The sequence below is a fragment of the Burkholderia thailandensis E264 genome (assembly GCF_000012365.1).
Lineage (GTDB): Bacteria > Pseudomonadota > Gammaproteobacteria > Burkholderiales > Burkholderiaceae > Burkholderia > Burkholderia thailandensis.
This window is the reverse complement of record NC_007650.1, coordinates 2,279,254-2,296,194: the sequence shown is the minus strand read 5'-3', so window position 1 is coordinate 2,296,194 and position 16,941 is coordinate 2,279,254. Positions and strand designations below refer to the sequence as shown.

At 67.6% G+C, this 16,941-nt stretch carries 13 protein-coding genes; all 13 read left to right on the top strand.

Going from position 1 to position 16,941, the window contains the following annotated elements:
- Nucleotides 1-2: 2 nt before the first annotated feature.
- Nucleotides 3-2,291 carry a type VI secretion system Vgr family protein gene (locus BTH_RS09690; protein WP_009893768.1) on the top strand — a complete coding sequence of 763 codons (2,289 nt, stop codon included), beginning with the start codon at nucleotides 3-5 and terminating at the stop codon, nucleotides 2,289-2,291.
- Nucleotides 2,292-2,294: 3 nt separating this feature from the next.
- Nucleotides 2,295-4,511, top strand: a complete 2,217-nt coding sequence (locus BTH_RS09685) for a DUF2169 domain-containing protein (RefSeq protein ID WP_009893766.1) — start codon at nucleotides 2,295-2,297, stop codon at nucleotides 4,509-4,511.
- Nucleotides 4,511-5,581 carry a pentapeptide repeat-containing protein gene (locus BTH_RS09680; protein WP_009893765.1) on the top strand — a complete coding sequence of 357 codons (1,071 nt, stop codon included), beginning with the start codon at nucleotides 4,511-4,513 and terminating at the stop codon, nucleotides 5,579-5,581. The genes BTH_RS09685 and BTH_RS09680 overlap by 1 nt, the downstream gene beginning before the upstream one ends.
- Nucleotides 5,582-5,583: 2 nt before the next feature.
- On the top strand, nucleotides 5,584-6,300 hold the full coding sequence (locus BTH_RS09675) for a DUF3540 domain-containing protein (RefSeq protein ID WP_009893763.1): 717 nt from the start codon (nucleotides 5,584-5,586) through the stop codon (nucleotides 6,298-6,300).
- Nucleotides 6,301-6,339: 39 nt separating this feature from the next.
- Complete coding sequence (locus tag BTH_RS09670) at nucleotides 6,340-6,729, top strand: DUF4150 domain-containing protein (protein WP_009893761.1); 390 nt, start codon at nucleotides 6,340-6,342, stop codon at nucleotides 6,727-6,729.
- A gap of 5 nt (nucleotides 6,730-6,734) precedes the next feature.
- Complete coding sequence (locus BTH_RS09665) at nucleotides 6,735-7,328, top strand: type VI secretion lipoprotein TssJ (protein ID WP_009893760.1); 594 nt, start codon at nucleotides 6,735-6,737, stop codon at nucleotides 7,326-7,328.
- On the top strand, nucleotides 7,325-8,686 hold the full coding sequence (tssK, locus tag BTH_RS09660) for a type VI secretion system baseplate subunit TssK (RefSeq protein ID WP_009893759.1): 1,362 nt from the start codon (nucleotides 7,325-7,327) through the stop codon (nucleotides 8,684-8,686). The genes BTH_RS09665 and tssK overlap by 4 nt, the downstream gene beginning before the upstream one ends.
- A gap of 82 nt (nucleotides 8,687-8,768) precedes the next feature.
- Nucleotides 8,769-10,496: a type IVB secretion system protein IcmH/DotU gene (gene icmH, locus BTH_RS09655; protein ID WP_009893758.1), complete on the top strand. Its 1,728-nt coding sequence runs from the start codon at nucleotides 8,769-8,771 to the stop codon at nucleotides 10,494-10,496.
- Nucleotides 10,493-13,987 carry a type VI secretion system membrane subunit TssM gene (gene tssM, locus BTH_RS09650; RefSeq protein ID WP_009893757.1) on the top strand — a complete coding sequence of 1,165 codons (3,495 nt, stop codon included), beginning with the start codon at nucleotides 10,493-10,495 and terminating at the stop codon, nucleotides 13,985-13,987. The genes icmH and tssM overlap by 4 nt, the downstream gene beginning before the upstream one ends.
- A gap of 58 nt (nucleotides 13,988-14,045) precedes the next feature.
- Nucleotides 14,046-14,405, top strand: a complete 360-nt coding sequence (locus BTH_RS09645) for a DUF6277 family protein (RefSeq protein ID WP_009893756.1) — start codon at nucleotides 14,046-14,048, stop codon at nucleotides 14,403-14,405.
- A 22-nt stretch (nucleotides 14,406-14,427) separates the two neighbouring features.
- Nucleotides 14,428-14,853, top strand: coding sequence for a hypothetical protein (locus BTH_RS09640; RefSeq protein ID WP_011401419.1), 426 nt, complete (start codon nucleotides 14,428-14,430; stop codon nucleotides 14,851-14,853).
- A 316-nt stretch (nucleotides 14,854-15,169) separates the two neighbouring features.
- Nucleotides 15,170-15,445 (top strand): hypothetical protein, encoded by a 276-nt coding sequence (locus BTH_RS09635; protein ID WP_009907980.1) that lies wholly within the window; start codon nucleotides 15,170-15,172, stop codon nucleotides 15,443-15,445.
- 572 nt (nucleotides 15,446-16,017) lie between these two features.
- Nucleotides 16,018-16,917, top strand: coding sequence for an alpha/beta fold hydrolase (locus BTH_RS09630; RefSeq protein ID WP_009896560.1), 900 nt, complete (start codon nucleotides 16,018-16,020; stop codon nucleotides 16,915-16,917).
- Nucleotides 16,918-16,941: the final 24 nt, after the last annotated feature.

Here is a 16,941-nt window from a genome sequence, read left to right as displayed (position 1 = left end):
ATATGCGTCTGATCGAACTACGCAGTCCGCTCCTGGACCCGGACGTCGTTGCGCTGAGCTTCGTGGTGCACGAGAACCTGTCGCAGGAACCGTCGTATCAGCTCGACTTGCTGAGCCGCGATCCGAATCTGGACTTCGACGAACTGCTCGGCTCGACGCTGTCGGCCGACATCGATCTGGGCGGCGGCGACATCCGGACGTTCAACACGCACGTGTTCGGCGGCCACGACACGGGGCAGATGAGCGGGCAGTACACGTACACGCTGGAGCTGCGGAGCTGGCTGTCGTTTCTCGCGGAGAACCGCAACAGCCGGATCTTCCAGGACTTGAGCGTGCCGCAGATCGTCGAGCAGGTGTTCCAGGGCCATCAGCGCAACGGCTACCGGTTCGAACTGGAAGGCACGTACGAGCCGCGCGAGTACTGCGTGCAGTTCCAGGAAACGGATCTGAACTTCGTGAAGCGGTTGCTGGAGGACGAAGGGATCTATTTCTGGGTCGAGCACGAGCCGGATCGGCATGTCGTGGTGATTTCGGACACGCAGCGCTTCGAGGATCTGCCGCTGCCGAACGAAACGCTCGAGTATTTGCCGGACGGTGAGGAATCGCGGGCGATCCAGGGGCGCGAAGGCGTGCAGCGGCTGCAGCGCACGCGCCGGATCAAGGCGAGCAACGTCGCGCTGCGCGACTTCGACTATCACGCGCCGTCGAAGCAACTGGACAGCGACGCGCAGATCGAGCAGCAGAGTCTCGGCGGCATTCCGCTCGAGTACTACGACTACGCGGCCGGCTACCGCGATCCCGAGCAAGGCGAGCGCCTGGCGCGGCTGCGGCTTGAAGCGATTCAGGCCGATGCACACGCGCTCGGGGGCGAGGCGAACGCACGCGCGCTCGCGGTGGGTCGCGCGTTCACGCTGGTTGGGCATCCGGCGCTGAGCCGCAATCGTCGGTACTACGTGACGAACAGCGAGCTGACGTTCATTCAGGACGGGCCGGACAGCACGTCGCAGGGGCGCAACGTCGCGGTGAAGTTCCGCGCGCTCGCCGACGATCGGCCGTATCGGCCGCTGCTCGTCACCAAGCGGCCGCGCGTGCCGGGCATCCAGAGCGCGACGGTGGTGGGGCCAGAGATGTCGGAGGTGCATACCGACAAGCTCGGGCGCATCCGCGTGCACTTCCACTGGGACCGCTACAAGACGACCGAAGCGGACGCCTCGTGCTGGATTCGCGTGACGCAGGCGTGGGCCGGCAAGGGCTGGGGTGTGCTCGCGATGCCGCGGGTCGGGCAGGAAGTGATCGTCGTGTATGTCGACGGCGATCTCGATCGCCCGCTTGCGACGGGCATCGTCTACAACGGCGAAAACCCGACGCCTTACGACCTGCCGAAGGACATCCGCTACACGGGCCTCGTCACGCGCTCGATCAAGCGCGCGGGCGGCATTCCGAATGCGAGCCAGTTGACGTTCGACGATCAGCACGGCGCGGAGCGCGTGATGATCCACGCGGAGCGCGACTTGCAGCAGACGGTCGAGCGCAACAGCTCCACGTCGATCGCGCAGGACCTGAATCTGTCGGTGAACGGTACGTCGACGTCGGTCATCGGCATCAAGGTCAGCTTCACCGGGATCTCGGTGTCGTACACAGGGCTGTCGGTGAGCTTCACGGGCGTATCGGCGAGCTTCACCGGCGTGAGCACATCGTTTACCGGCGTGAGCACGAGCTTCACCGGCGTGTCGACGTCGTTTACCGGCGTGACCACGGGCTTCACCGGCGTGTCGACTTCGTTCGTCGGCGTCGATACGAGCTTCACCGGCATCAGCACGGGATTCGTCGGTGTGTCAACCAGCATCACGGGCTCCAAGAATTCCGTGACGGGCGTGTCGAACAGCATGACGGGCATCTCGTCGTCGTGGACCGACGTCAGCATGTCGACGACCGGGCAGTCGCAGAGCATCACGGGCGTATCGCTGTCGTACACGGGCACGTCGAACAGCATGACGGGCACGAGCACGTCGGTGACGGGCACGTCGACGAGCATCACGGGCACGTCGATGTCGAACACGGGCAGCTCGACGAGCATCACGGGCACGTCGATGTCGACGACGGGCAGCTCGGTGGGCACGACGGGATCGAGCATGTCGGCCACCGGCAGCTCGGTGAGCACGACGGGTTCGAGCGTATCGACGACGGGCAGCAGCATGTCGGTGACGGGATTCAGCTTCTCGTACATCGGCGCGAGCTACTCGGACGTGGGCATTGATCTGAAGAAGCTCGGGATGCAGACGAAGAACTGACCTATGCGACATATCAAACCACAAGCGGCCCTCGTGGCCACGACCAACACGCAGATCGGCGCGCAGCCGATGCTCGGGATCAGCGTCGGAATGGGTTTCCGGCTCGATCAGCCGTCGATCCTCGTGCACGAAGCGGCCGTCTGGGAGGCGCTGAAGGCGGCCGCGCCTTCGCTGCCGCTGTATGAAGCCGCGTTGCCGAAGCAGCGCGCCGAATGGCTGCTCGCCGGCCACTCGGTGCATGCGGTTGGAGGCGGCACGCGTTCGCGGGACATCGATTGGACCGCTTGGGTCGAGCTCGACGGCGTGCGCAAGATCGTTTCGTGCGCGACGCAGTTGGGCGACGAGCATGAGCCCGGCGGCTGCGTGCGCGTCGCGATCGATCACCGGCACGCGGCGGCGGGCGGCGCGCAGGAAAACCCGTTCGGCATGGCGTCCGGCACGCCGCCGCTGCAGCAACTGCGTTCGTTCGGCGTCGGCCCCGCGCCGCTCGCGGCGATGGGCGCGATCGGCTGCGACTGGCCGGAGCGCATGCAGTGGATGCCGACGCGGCCGGGCACGGTCGACGCGATGGCGCAGGACGGCACGCACATGGGCTGGCCTGCGGACGTCGACCTGCGCTTCTTCCAGCAGGCCGCGCCCGATCAATGGGCGCGCGGCGAATGCTGGATGCCCGGCGCGCGTTTCGAGCTGAACGGCTTCGGGCCGCGGGGCGAAGGCTTCGCGGGCGAGTTGCCGCGTCTTGCGCCGGTCGCGCTCGTGACGCGCAACGGCAGGCCGGGGATCGAGCGCCCGACGTTCAAGCAGCAGACGGTGTGGTTCCTGCCCGATCGCGGCATCGGCGTGCTGTGGTGGAACGGCGCGGTGGCGCTCGACTTCCTGCTCGACGACAGCCCGACGATGCTCGTGATCGCATTCAAGGACGACGCCGAGCGGATCGACGTCGACGCGCTGATGAAGTTCGCCGATCAGCGCGCCGATCTGAACTGCACCGATCCGCTGCAGCAGGCGGATCACGAACTGATGCCCGCCGTTGCGAAGGGCTGGACCTGGGAGATGATCCTCGACACGGAAGACCACCCGCGCTTCGCTCCGGCGCCGCGCGGCTATGAAGAAGTCCGTGCGCGGGTCGAGCAGAACCGCCGCGATCTGGTCGAGGCGCGCGACGCGAGCGAGCGGCTTTCGGCGTTCGAGGAAGCGAATCGCAACGCGAAGCTGCCGGGCGCGCCGCGCGGCGGCGAAAACTGGCGCACGCGGCTGCGTCAGGCGAAGACGCCCGAGCTCGCGAACGTGACGATTCGCGACGCCGATCTGTCGTCGCTGCGCTTCGACGGCTGGAAGTTCGACGACGTGCGCTTCGAGCGCTGCACGCTCGATCGCAGCGAATGGACGAACTGCCGGCTCAATCAGGTGCATGCGGTCGATTGCTCGTTCGCCGACGTGAAGATGAGCGACGGCTGGTGGAAGGGCGGCAAGCTCCAGCGGTGCAATCTCGAGCGCAGCGCATGGCTGAACGTCGAGATCGAGCGAATCTCGCTCGACGAGTGCCGGCTCGACGATCTGAAGGTCGCGGGCGGATCGTGGTCGATGCTGTCGGTGCAGGGGCGCGGCGGCGTGCGCGGCGACGTTCAGGATGTCCAATGGAATTCGGTGTCGTGGTCCGAGGTGAGCGCGCCCGGCTGGACCTGGACGCGCGTGCGGGCCGACGATCTTGCGATCGTCGAGTGCGCAATGGCCGGCCTCACGGTGTCGCAGTGCACGCTCGCGAAGCCGAGCATCCTGCTCACCGATTTGTCCGCGAGCGTCTGGCAACGCAGCATGCTGACGTTCGCGGTGCTGTCGCACGGCACGTCGATCAACGGCGCGCGGCTCACCGATTGCGTGTTCAAGTCGTCGAGCCTGCAGGAGCTGCGCGCGGACCGCGTGCAGGTCGATCACTGTTCGTTCATGCAACTGAACGCGCAACACCTGCATGCGCAACAGTCGCACTGGAGCCGCACGGTACTCGACGGCGCGAACGTGATGCATGCGCAGCTGACGGGCACGTCGTTCGACCGCTGCTCGCTGAAGGAGGCGATGTTCTATGGCGCCGACATGCGGCAGACGCGGATGCGCGACTGCAATCTCGTTCGGGTCCGCACGTCGTGGATCCATCCGCCGGAAGCGGGCGCGTGGCGCGGCAATCTGAACGCAGGCCAGCTCGACGTACCGAGGAGGGTGTGATGAGCAAGATCCGCTCGGCGGTGCCGCCGCCGCCGCTGCCCGAGATCGTCGAGGGGCAGCGCTACGTGTCTGCGCAGCGCGACGTCGCGCTCGCCGACACGCTGTTCGTCGATTGCCACTTCGAGCGCGTCGAATGGACCGGCTGCCGGCTGTCGAACCTGCGCTTCGTGAACTGCACGTTCGATGCGAACCGCTTCGATCGATGCGAGCTCGAGAAGCTCTCGTACGAATCGAGCCGGGTCCGCGAGGGCGCGTGGACGCAAAGCGCGTTGCAGCGCGTGTCGTTCAACGAGTGCGAGATCGACGGGGGCGCGTGGGCGGGCTGCCTGCTGAAGGACGTCGTGTGCTCGCAGTCGAAGGGCGGCGCCTGGACGTTCGACGCCGTGCGCGGCGCGCACGTGTCGCTCGTCGCGGGCGAATACGCGGGCGTCACGCTGCGCGGCGGCCACTGGAGCGACACGTCGTGGATCGGCAGCCGGCTCGTCGATCTGCGGCTCGAATCGGTCGGGCTCGAGAATCTGATCGCCGGGCAAAGCGGCTTCGAGCGCGCGGTGCTCGTCGAATGCCGCGGGATCAACGTACGCTGGATCGATTCCCGGATCGAGCGGATGACCGTTCAAGGCTGCGAGCTGAAGCAGGCTGCCTGGTCGCACAGCACATGGGCGACGGGCGAGATCCACGCGAGCCGGCTGCCGATCGCGAGCTTCGATCACGCGAGCGTCAACGGCCTGACGGTGACGAACAGCGAATTGCCGCAGGCGATCTTCGACAGCGCGAGCGTGGCGGACAGCGCGCTGCAAGGCGTGCGCGCGCCGCGCATCGCGTTGCGCGACGCATGGCTCACGCGCGTGAACCTCGCGGGCGCGCAATTGCAGCAGCTCGACGCGCGCGGCGTGCGTCTGGAGCGCGTCGACTTGCGCGGCGCCGATTGCCGCAGCGGCAATCTGGTCGGCCAGCTTCGCCAGACGTGGGCGGCGGCCGATACGCGGGACGCGGTTTTCGAGGAAGCCACGAGTGCCGACGATCGGCTCTGGTGGCAGCGAGTGCAACCCGGAGCAAGAGGAGTTTGACGATGAGCATGCGGGAAATGGCTGTCGCGCACGACGCGCTTGCGTACGAAGGGGATGACGATTCGGCGTCGCGTCGCGCGCTGACGCGAATCATGAAGGGCGGTGCGCGCGGCAGCGATGCCGAGGCAGGCGCGCATGCGTTGCCCGCGGACATGTCCGCGCGCGAGTGGGTGCGCGAGCCGGCGCTGCCGGCGAACGCCGCCGCGGCGACCCTGCTCGCGCGCATCGAAGGCGAGCGCACGGCGGCGGGCGAATGGCGCGTCGCGCTGCGCCCGGACGTCGTGCTGCGCGCGAAGAAAGCGGTGAGCTGCGTTGTCGCGCCGCAGGCGGGCGATCTCGTGCAGATCTGCCGCGAAGGCGAGCGCTGCTGGGTGCTCGCGGTGCTCGAGCGCGACGCGGCGGGTGACGAAACGAACGACAAGACGACTGACGAGGTGACGCTGGATTTTGGCGACGCGCACGTCGCGCTTCGCGCGCGCGACGTGCGCGTCGAGGCGCGCGATCGTTTGTCGCTCGAGGCCGCGCAGCTCGCGAGCCGCGCGCAGGTGGTGACGCAGGCGGCGGCCGAGCGCCAGACGCACGTGAGCGGCACCGACGCGACGCACGCGGGCAGCACGCTCGTCCATACCGAGCGGCACCTGGCGATGCACGCGAAGAGCGCGGTCGTCACCGCGGCGTCGCTGCTGAAGATCGACGCGGGCCAGATTCACATGGGCTGAGCGTCGTCGCTCGCGCCCGGTTTCTAGAAGGAGGTAGTCATGTTTGCAAACTGCTCAGCGGGAGGGATGGCGATCGCGCCGGGGAACGACGTCTGCAAGACGCCGCCTCTCGCGATTCCCATTCCGTATCCGAACATCGCGAACAAGCCGGAGGCCGTGCCGAACGTGCCGAACATTCTGATCAACGGCGGACCGGCTCACAACATGAACACGATCATCCCAGTCACGCACAGCGACGAAGGGGGATCGATGGGCGGCGTTGCGTCGGGCACCGTGTCGGGGCCGTCGAGGCACGCGAAAGGCTCGAGCAAGGTGATGATCCAGGGCGCGCCGGAAACACGCCTCACGGACACCAACCTGCCGAACAACCAGAACACGGCCGGCTTTTCCGCCGTTCCGTCTCAGACGATCACGATGACGCTCAGCTGAACATCGTGCGTCGCAAGATGGGCCCCTTCAAATCGTTCGTGGCGGCGCTCGCGCTCGGCGTGCTCGCGGGCTGCTCCGCGTTTTCGTCATCGAAGCCGGAAGAGCCGCGGCAGTTGCACGTGACGCTCGTCGGCGGCAGCCGGCTGAACGCCGCGCCGACGGGCGAGGCGCGTCCGATCCAGACGTGCGTGTATGTCGTGACGGCGGCGGACTGGCTGCCCACGCAAGGCGGCGACGATTCGTCGTGCGCGTCGCGCGGGCAGGACAGCACGGTCGTCGCCGACTCGCGTCACGTGATCGCGCCGAACCAGGTGCTGCAGTTCTCGCTGAACCTGCCGCGCTCCGGCGACATCTGGCTCGTCGCCGACGCCGACTACGCGCGCCGGCCGGCGAACTACGGGCCGCTGCGCGTGCGCATCGAGGGCCGCGGATTGATTCACATGGCTGTCTGGCTTGACCGCGACGGCATCTACAACGCGTTGTTGCCGGGGCCCGTGCCCGTCGGCGGCGCGATCGCCGCATCGGCGATCCGCACCGACGAGCCGCCGCCCGAGCGCAGAACGAAAACCACCTATGGGATAAGGAGAAGCAGGCAATGAGTAGTCTGCCGGTAGGACCGGTCGCGTGGAGCGACGGCATGCTGATCGAGACGCAGCACTTCCAGCAGCTCGAGCGGCATCTCGCGCATCAGGCCGCGCTGCGGCTCGGTCAGACGTCGAATCACGGCTGGGGCTTCACGCTGCTCGATCTCGATCAGGACGGCCTCGGGCTCGGCAGGCTCGGGCTGCGCCACGCGCGCGGCGTGTTCCAGGACGGCACCGCGTTCTCGCTGCCGTCCGACGATCCGCTGCCGCCGCCGCTCGAGACCGAGCTCGCGCAGGCGGGCGACGTCGCGTGCCTCGCGCTGCAGGCCGCGCGCACGGGCGGGCCCGAGATGGCGTTCGGCGACGTCGCGTCCGCGTCGCGCTATCGCGCGGTGTCGACCGAAGTGCCCGATCTCGCGGTCGGCCTCGACGCGCCCGGCACGCCGCGGCGTCTGACGATCGAGACGGGCCAGCTCATCACGCGCCTTTGCTGGAAGTCGCAGTTGCGCTCCGACGAAGTCGCGCTGCCGATCGCGCGCGTCGCGGGCCGCAACGCGAGCCGCACCGTGTCGCTCGATCCGCGCTTCATTCCGCCGCTGCTCGACACGCGCGCGCACCTCGTGCTGCGCTCGCTGATCGACGAGCTGCAGAGCACGCTGCGCGTGCGGCTCGCGAGCACGTCCGCGCAACGCGTGCTGTCGACGGGCGGCGGCGTGGCCGATCTGATCGAGCTGCTGCTGCGCCAGGCGATCGCCGAGTACCGGATGCGCCTCGCGAACCTCGACGCGTTCGACCCGCTGCCGCCCGCGATGCTGTATCACGAGCTCGTCGGCCTGCTCGGGCGCCTGAGCGTGCTGCCGGGCGTGGACGAGGAACTGGCCGACCGCGAGCTCGGCTACGACCACGACGATCTGCAGACGAGCTTCGAGCCGCTCGCGATGATGCTGCGCCAGGCGCTCGCGCGCGTGATCGAGACGCCGGTGCTGCCGCTGCGCTTCGAGGATCGCGGCGATCAGGTGCACATCTGCATCGTCGACAAGCAGTGGAACCTGAAGAAACTGATTTTCGCGTTTTCGGCCGCGATGCCGGCGGAGAAGCTGCGGCAACTGCTGCCGCAGCAGACGAAGCTGGGCGCCGTCGAGCAGATCCAGAAGCTCGTGGACCTGCAACTGCCGGGCGCGCGCCTGAACGCGCTGCCCAATCCCCCACGCCAGATTCCCTACTACGCCCAAAGTACGTACTTCGAAGTGGAATCGACCGATCCGTTCTGGAAGCAGACCCTCGCCGGCTCGGCGATGGCGCTGCGCATCGTCGGCGATTTCCCGGATCTTCGCTTCGAAGCCTGGGGGCTGAGAGACGGCAAGGTGGCGTGACCCACGACATGAGACGCAATCTGCTATGAGCCTGCTACGAAACCTCTCCTCCACGCTGCGCCGCGTATCGATGGCATCCAACATGCTCGATCGCGCGGCGGCGAATCCGGATCTCGTGACGCGCGTTCCGACGCTGTCGTCGCTGACCAGCGCGGCGATGACGAGCTCCGCCGTATCGACCACCGGCACGACGAACGTGGCTGCGTCGGGTGGCGCTGCGTCGGGCATGGGCGTGCCGGGCGCATATCCGGCCGCCGACGTGCCGCATGCCGACGGTGCGCCCCGCAATCCGGCGGTGCTGCAATTTCCGGTGCCGGGCGGCGCGCATGCGCCTGCCGACGCGCGGGACGCGGCACCCGTCGTCTACAGCGCGCAGGGCGAGCAGGCCGCGATCATGAAGGCGGGCCTGCAGCAGGCGAGCTGGAACAATCCGTTCGTGTCGCACGCGCTGCCCGCCGTGCTGCAGTTGCAGCGGCATCTCGCGGCCGGGCCGCTCAATCAGGCCGCGATTCGCACGCAGCTCGGGCTCGAAGTGCGGCTCTACCGCGAGCGGCTCGCCGGCTCCGGCTGCGAATGGGAGCAGATCCGCGATGCGTCGTACCTGTTGTGCACGTATCTCGACGAGACCGTCAACGATTCGGCGCGCGAGCATTCGCAGGTCGTCTATGACGGCGAGCGCAGTCTGCTCGTCGAGTTTCACGACGACGCATGGGGCGGCGAGGATGCGTTCGCCGACCTGTCGCGCTGGATGAAGGCGGACCAGCCGCCGATTCCGCTTCTGTCGTTCTACGAACTGATCCTGTCGCTCGGCTGGCAGGGGCGCTACCGCGTGCTCGACCGCGGCGACGTGCTGCTGCAGGATCTGCGCTCGCAACTGCACGCGCTGATCTGGCATCACGTGCCGCCCGAGCCGCTCGGCACCGATCTCGCGACGCCCGCGAAACGGCGCCGTTCGTGGTGGACGGCCGGCCGCGCGGCGGCCGTCGCGCTCGGCGTGCTCGTGCTCGCGTACGGCGCGATCAGCCTCTGGCTCGATTCGCAGGGGCGGCCGATCCGCAACGCGCTCGCCGCGTGGATGCCGCCGACGCGCACGATCAACATCGCCGAGACGCTGCCGCCGCCGCTGCCGCAGATCCTCACCGAAGGGTGGCTCACCGCGTACAAGCATCCGCAGGGATGGCTGCTCGTGTTCAAGAGCGACGGCGCGTTCGACGTCGGCAAGGCGAAGGTCCGGCCGGACTTCATGCACAACATCGAGCGGCTCGGCCTCGCGTTCGCGCCCTGGCCGGGCGACCTCGAGGTGATCGGCCACACCGATTCGCGGCCGATCCGCACGAGCGAGTTCCCGGACAACCAGGCGCTGTCGGAGGCGCGGGCGCGCACGGTGGCCGACGAGCTGCGCGCGACCGCGCTGCCGGGCGGCGCGCGTGCGCCGGAGAACGCGGTGCAGCGCAACATCGAGTATTCGGGGCGCGGCGACGCGCAACCGATCGACACCGCGAAGACGGCCGCCGCGTACGAGCGCAACCGCCGCGTCGACGTGCTGTGGAAGGTGATTCCAGACGGTGCGTCGCAACCGGGCCGCAGCCTGAATCTGCAGCAGCCGGAGAAGCCCGGCCAAGTGCCGATGCGTCCGGCGATGCCGGAAGGCGTCGAGATCGCGCCTGAAGGGCAATTGCCGTATGCGACCACGGAGATCACGACCGCGACGCCGACCACGATGCCAACCACGAAGCAAGCACCGACACCGGTGCCGACACCAGCACCGACGCCAGCAACGGGACCGACCACGGAGGGCCGTCAGCCATGATCCGCACGAGCTTGAGAGTATTCGCGGCGATTCTGATCGCGATCCTGATCTGGTGGGTGGGGCCGCTCTTCGCGTTCGGCATCTATCACCCGCTCGGCCCCGTGTGGGTGCGCGAGATCCTCGTCGCGCTCGTGCTGATCTGGGGCTTCTGGCCGACGCTCGCGCGGCTCTGGGCGCGGCTCGCGATGAGCCCGCGGCAGGTGAAGGTCGCGCCGAAGACGAAGCAGCTCGATTTCGTCGACAAGCATCTGCGCAACCTCGACCAGCAGTTGAAGGAACGCTGGCGCAAGGAGCCGCGCGGCCGCTGGAAGCGCTGGGTCGGCACGCTCACGCGCGAGCATCGCGCGATGCTGCCGTGGTATCTGGTGCTCGGCTCCGAGGGCAGCGGCAAGACGAGCCTCGTCGCGAAGGCGGTCAGCGTGTCCGGCTCGCTGCAGGATCGCGTACTCGGCTCGGACGCGACCTACGGGCGCGGCGACGACTTCAACTTCCGGATCACGCGCGAGGCCGTGTGGTTCGACGTCGGCGGCCGCTGGAGCCTGCGTGCGGGCGCGGACGAGGCCGAGTTCGACGCGTGGCGCAAGCTGCTGCGCGGGATGAGGCGGCTGCGCAAGGGCGCCCCGATCAGCGGCGTCGTGCTGTGCGTCGACGGCCTCGACATGGTCGATGCGCCGCTCGACGCGCGCAAGCGCCTGGCCGATTCGGTGCGCGCGCGGCTCGAGGAAATGCGCGAGGCGTTCGGCCAGCAGGTGCAGGTGTATGTCGCGCTGAACGGGCTCGACCGGCTCGACGGCGCGGTGTCGACGCTGTCGCTGCTCGACGCGTCGAAGTGGGCGAAGGGCGTCGGCTTCAGCCTGCCCGACGACGGCGCGGAAGCCGACGCGGCGCGCGCGGACGCGAACTGGCAGCACGCGCTGCAAGGGCTGCAGCAGCGTGTGCAGCAGCAAGTGCTGTATTCGGCGCCGGCCGCGACCGAGGTGTCGATGAACCACGCGCAACTGCGCTTCGTCGAGACGCTCAGCCGGCTGCAGAAGGCGCTCGTCGCGTGGCTGCACGTCGCGCTCGCGCCGGGCGAGCCGCACACGGCCGCGCGGCTGCGCGGCGTGTGGCTCGGTTCGATGGCCGAGCTCGCGGAGGCGCATCCGGCGGGCGTCGGCTCGTCGGAGCTTCCCGTGCCGTCCCGGCCGCTCAGCGAGCTGTGGACGCCGCTCATCCGGCAGGTGTCGCTCGAGCGCGATGCGGTGCGCCCGAGCGGCCCGAAGTCGTGGCGCGGCCGCCTGGGCGAGGCGCTGCGATGGGGCGCGGTGCCCCTCGTCGCGCTGAGCCTCCTGCTGTGGTTCGGCTGGGGCTACGTCACCGAGCGCGATTATCTGGACGGCGTGTGGGCGCAGTTCACCGAGGCGAAGCGGCTCGCGCAGGCCGAGGCGTCCTACGGCAACGACGGCGGCTCGGCGCTCATCGAGATCGCGAACCAGATGCGCTACGCGCAGTTGCAGGCCGAGGACGCCGCGCAGGGGATGGCCACGCCGTACTTCGAGCACGGGCTCGTCGCCGAGACCGCGCGCGAGACCTACTACCGGCACTTACAGAAGATGCTGATGCCGGAGCTGTACAACGAGGTGCGGCGCACGCTCGTGTCGCAGGTCGACGGCACCCCGGGCGACATCTATCAGACGCTGAAGGTCTACCTGATGCTCTGCCGTCCTGATCGACGCTCGGCGGACGACGTCGTGCGCTGGCTCGACGGCCGGTGGGACGCGCTATCGGGCGGCCAGTATTCGGACGACGACCGCCGCTCGCTGCTTGGGCATGTGCGCACGCTGATGTCGCTGAAGAACGTGCCGGCGACGCCGGAGGACGCGAACCTCGTGCGCTCGGCGCGTGCGAAGGCCGCGCAGATCCCGCTCGTCACGCGCGTGCTGCAGCACATCCATGCGCAGGGGCTGCCGCAGCAGGTCAACGACATCTCGCTGTCGCGCGCGGCGGGCTTCGAGGCGTCGATGAGCCTGCGCATGCGCAGCAACGTGCCGTCGACGGACACCGCGGTCTCCGGCTGGTTCACGCGCGCCGGCTACACGGATGTGTTCCTGCCGCGCCTGCAGAAGAGCGCGCGCGCGATGCTCGAGGAGGAGAGCTGGGTGCTGCGCGACGAGACGCTGTCGGGCAACAGCTTCCAGATCGACGGACTCGTGCAGAAGCTCGCCGATTCGGCGCGCAACCAGTTCCTTCAGGATTACATCTCCGCATGGCAGAACTTCCTGAACGACGTGACGGTGCGCGGCGTGACGGGCCTCGACGACGCGTCGCAGCTCGCGGCCGCGATGATGGAGGCGCAATCGCCGCTCGCGAACCTGCTGCGCTTCGCCGCGCGCGAGACGACGCTCACGGGCGCGAGCGACGAGGGCAACATCGACAGCTGGATCGATCGCCAGAAGTACCGCTTCGAGAAGGGGCGGCGGCAGATCGTCGGCGAGCTGAGCGGGCAGCATTACCGCACGGTGCTGCTGCCGGAGCACGTGGTCGAGGAGCACTTCCAGGCGATCCGCCAGCTCGCCGCGCAGTTGAACCGCAACAACACGATTGCGAACAATCCGCTGTCGCGCCTGTTCGAGCCGCTGTACCGGCAGCTCGGGCTCGTCAACGGCGCGCTGCAGGCGGGCCAGGTGCTGCCCGCGCAGTACGACGCGTTCTCGCGGCTCAAGGAGACGGCCGCGCGTCAGCCGGAGCCCGTGCGCGGGATCATGCTCGACCTCGTGAGCAGCGGCAGCACGATGACGACGCGCGAATCGGGCGCGCTGCTCAATCGCGGCGCGGCGGGCGCGACGAAGATGGTCTGCGATCAGGGCTTCACGGGCCGCTATCCGATGCGCCGCAACGCGCAGGCGGATGCGGGCGTCGAGGACTTCGAACGATTGTTCAGCGCGCAAGGGCTGATGGCGACGTACTTCCGCGATCACCTCGCCGCGTATGTCGACACGTCCGCGAAGCCGTGGCAGGCGCTGCGCTCGAACGGCGGGCCGAACGGGATGGTCAGTCAGTCCGTCCTGAACTCGTACGAGACGGCAGATCGCATCCGCGGCGCGATGCTCGACGATTCGGGGCACCTGCGCGTGTCGACCGTGCTGCGCTTCATCGACATGGATTCGCAGTTGTCCGAAGCGCAGTTGAGCGTCGCCGGCCAGACAGTGCGCTTCGCGCACGGCGTGACGTCGCCGCACCGGGTCGACTGGACCAATCAGAACACGCAGCTCGCGATCAAGCTGCAGCTGAAGTCCGTCGACGGCCGGATGACGACGCTGCAGTTCGACGGGCCGTGGGCGCTGTTCCGCTTCTTCGACGCGGGACAGGCGGTGGGCGGCACGGGCACGGCGGACCGGCGCGAGCGGCTCTATCAGACGAGCCTCGGCACGGTCCGGATCGAATGGCAGGCGCTCACGCTGCCGTCGCCGATATGGTCGGGCATCCTGCAGTCGTTCAGGTGTCCGTCGTGATGCGTCGAGCATCGGTATTCATGCGCCGCAGGGCGCGCACACTGGAAAGGAGCAAGACATGATTGATCCGAAGGAAATCTTCGCCGCATGCAACAACGCGCACCAGTACGGGCAGGACGCGAGCGGCTCGATGGCCAAGCCGTTCATGGATTCGATCCCGAATCTGTCGACGGCGTCGTCGAGCAACGCGAGCAACCTGATCGGCAACGTGCAGGAGGTCGGCTCGAAGATGCTCGAGCACATGTCGTCGATCAAGTCGGCGGTCGACAAGCAAGTGATGATCCATCAGGACAACCAGCAGCGTCAGAAGACCTACGACTTCAACGTCGACATGCGGGACCTGCGCCCGACCAACGCGGTCGGTTTCCCGGAGGAGATGCCGTCGATCTTCTTCGCGCCGTTCAGGACCGGCAAGTGATGCGTTTCGGTTGCGTGGGCAGTTGCGTCGGCGTCAGCGCGCTTCGCGCGCGGGCGTCGTCGCGCGCCGCGCGACGCCTGGCGATGCACAGGCGAATTCCGGGCGCGCGCCGGCGCGCCCGTTTCAATCTTTTGTGAGCAATGGAGCAATGCTGATGAACAAGCAAATCGTGGCAGGGATCGTGGCGGGGCTCGTGTCGATGAGCAGCCATGCGCAACTGGGGCAGTTGTTCCAGTCGGTGAAGGAGCAGGTGACGCAGGCGGCGACGTCGCAGGTGAACCAGGGCGTGCGCTCGGCGACCGACGAGGCGGTGCAGGCCACCTCGTCGCGCACGCGCAAGGCGATCAACTCGGTGCGCTCGCCTTCGTCGGCCGCCGCGGCTACGTCGACTTCGCCTTCGGCGGCCGAGGAGACGAATGACGCGACGCTGAGCGAGGCGCGCAAGTAACGGCCGGCTGCGCCGTGCCGGCAGGCGGCCGTCGTGCGGTTGGCGGCGGCATGCCGGACGGCTTTCGCGACGCGCGACGTGCGGCGCTTGGCGTGCTCGTCGCGAAAGCCGCTTGAATCAGCGTAAAACTATCGTATAAACATCGGTTTGCGTGTGCAGTAATCGAGACTCTTCTCGAAATCAACCTGGAGTGTTTTATTGACGGAAAGGGAGCGTATTCATGTTTCAGACTTCGATAATCAGCATCGTCGGCGTATTGGTGGCGATTGTCTTGATTTTCGTGGTAGTGACGACGACAAAGACTTTGTCGACGGTCATGTCGTCGGTTCAGGCTCAAACCGTCGCGAAGAACGGTTATGAGGCGGTGGCCGATGTCTTGAGCATCGGACAAACCGGCGTGACGTTGAATAACGTGCCGATGATGCGGATCGAGTTGCGCATTCACCACAATGGAGCATCGTGGGACGTGACGATCAAGCAATTCATCGATTTGGGGAATATCCCGCGCGTCGGCGAGCGGGTGCGGGTGATGATCGATCCGACGGACAACGGCCGCGTGGCATACGTGGGGCTGGCCGGCGTCGGGCGTTGATCCCGGCGGGCGCGCCGATGCAGCGGCGGCCGGAACGGTTCGTCGCGCGGCGACGGATAGCGATAAGAGGGCGATATCGTTTTCCGGCCTGCGGGTCCGTAAATGACCGATTAAGCTTATCCGAAAATCGCATATCGACATGATGGGAACAAGCGGGTTCATTTTTGAAACCCGCTTCAAAAATCGAAAATCGATTTAAAAATGTTTACATTTAGGATTCGATATCTTATGCTGCATCGCAGAATCCTCGGTTCAATAAGACGCGTCGCCGCACGGTGTAATTCGGGCGGCAAGACGCCGGGAAGCAGTTAATCCTTCAAGAGGCGTCATGAGAGCGAGAGGCGCTGGAGACCACGGGCGGAAGACGGCGGGGTGACCGCGTTGTGCCCGGGGGGAGCGTATTGTCGGCCGGAGAAGGGGCGAGGCGATGCGCGGTTCCGGCGAGTGGGTAGCCGCTGCGGCGCGCGCGAGGCAGGGCGGGCAGATCGCGCGGGAGGGCGGGCGGCTACGTGGAGGCGTCCATCAAGGGCGCGGGATCAGCTCATTTGCCGAGCAGATGCGGGAGATACGCCATGCCTATCGAGAAACAGGTGGTAGCGCTGCCGAGCGGACTGAAGGTCCACGTCGAGCGTCATGTGTTCGATCCGGCCTTCGAGACGGTCATCCTCGTGAACGGCGCGCTGGCGACGACCGCGTCGTTCGGCCAGACGATTCGCTACCTGGGCGAACGCGTGAACGCGGTGTGCTTCGACTTGCCGTACGCGGGCCAGTCGCGCCAGCACAATCCGGGCGAGTACATTCTGACGAAGGACGACGAGGTGGAGATTCTGCTGCACCTGGCCGAGCGGTTCGAGCCGAGTTTCCTGCTGTCGGTGTCGTGGGGCGGGGTGGCGTCGCTGTTCGCGCTGGCGCGGGGGTGCGCGAGCGTGCGGCGGGCGGTGATCGCGTCGTTCTCGCCGTTCCTGAACGACGCGATGACGGATTACGTGACGCGCGCGCGCGATCACATCGCGGCGGGGGAGAACCTGAAGGCGGCGCAGTTGCTCAACGACACGGTGGGGCGCTACCTGCCGCGGATCATGAAGCTGTACAACTACCGGTATCTGACGAAGCTGCCGCGCACCGAGCAGGACCAGGTGGCGTTCCACGTCGACCAGATCCTGTCGATGCGGCCGGAGCAGTACCTGCCGGAATTCCGCCAGATCGGCTGCGCGGTGAAGTTCATCAACGGCGAGCTGGACGAGTACACGACGGCGTCGGACGTGCGGCGGCTGGCGGCCTACGTGCGGCGCGCGGAGTTCGCGACGATCCGGCAGGCGGGGCACTTCCTGGACCTCGAGGGGCGTCAGCAGCAGGAGCAGCTTCGCGCGGCGATCCTGGGCTTCTTCGGCGACGAGCGGGCGAGCGCGGCGCGCGACGACGCGCAGGACGAGACGCTCGCGCCGCTCGGTCAGTTGCCGGCGCTGTCGTAGCGGCGCGCCGTGGCCGGGCCGCGC

What these genes read in the sequence shown, in the direction of transcription:
- BTH_RS09690 (WP_009893768.1), top strand. Translation starts at nt 3, where the DNA reads ATGCGTCTGATCGAACTACGCAGTCCGCTCCTGGACCCGGACGTCGTT.
- BTH_RS09685 (WP_009893766.1), top strand. Translation starts at nt 2,295, where the DNA reads ATGCGACATATCAAACCACAAGCGGCCCTCGTGGCCACGACCAACACG.
- BTH_RS09680 (WP_009893765.1), top strand. Translation starts at nt 4,511, where the DNA reads ATGAGCAAGATCCGCTCGGCGGTGCCGCCGCCGCCGCTGCCCGAGATC.
- BTH_RS09675 (WP_009893763.1), top strand. Translation starts at nt 5,584, where the DNA reads ATGAGCATGCGGGAAATGGCTGTCGCGCACGACGCGCTTGCGTACGAA.
- BTH_RS09670 (WP_009893761.1), top strand. Translation starts at nt 6,340, where the DNA reads ATGTTTGCAAACTGCTCAGCGGGAGGGATGGCGATCGCGCCGGGGAAC.
- tssK (WP_009893759.1), top strand. Translation starts at nt 7,325, where the DNA reads ATGAGTAGTCTGCCGGTAGGACCGGTCGCGTGGAGCGACGGCATGCTG.
- icmH (WP_009893758.1), top strand. Translation starts at nt 8,769, where the DNA reads ATGCTCGATCGCGCGGCGGCGAATCCGGATCTCGTGACGCGCGTTCCG.
- tssM (WP_009893757.1), top strand. Translation starts at nt 10,493, where the DNA reads ATGATCCGCACGAGCTTGAGAGTATTCGCGGCGATTCTGATCGCGATC.
- BTH_RS09645 (WP_009893756.1), top strand. Translation starts at nt 14,046, where the DNA reads ATGATTGATCCGAAGGAAATCTTCGCCGCATGCAACAACGCGCACCAG.
- BTH_RS09635 (WP_009907980.1), top strand. Translation starts at nt 15,170, where the DNA reads ATGTCGTCGGTTCAGGCTCAAACCGTCGCGAAGAACGGTTATGAGGCG.
- BTH_RS09630 (WP_009896560.1), top strand. Translation starts at nt 16,018, where the DNA reads ATGCCTATCGAGAAACAGGTGGTAGCGCTGCCGAGCGGACTGAAGGTC.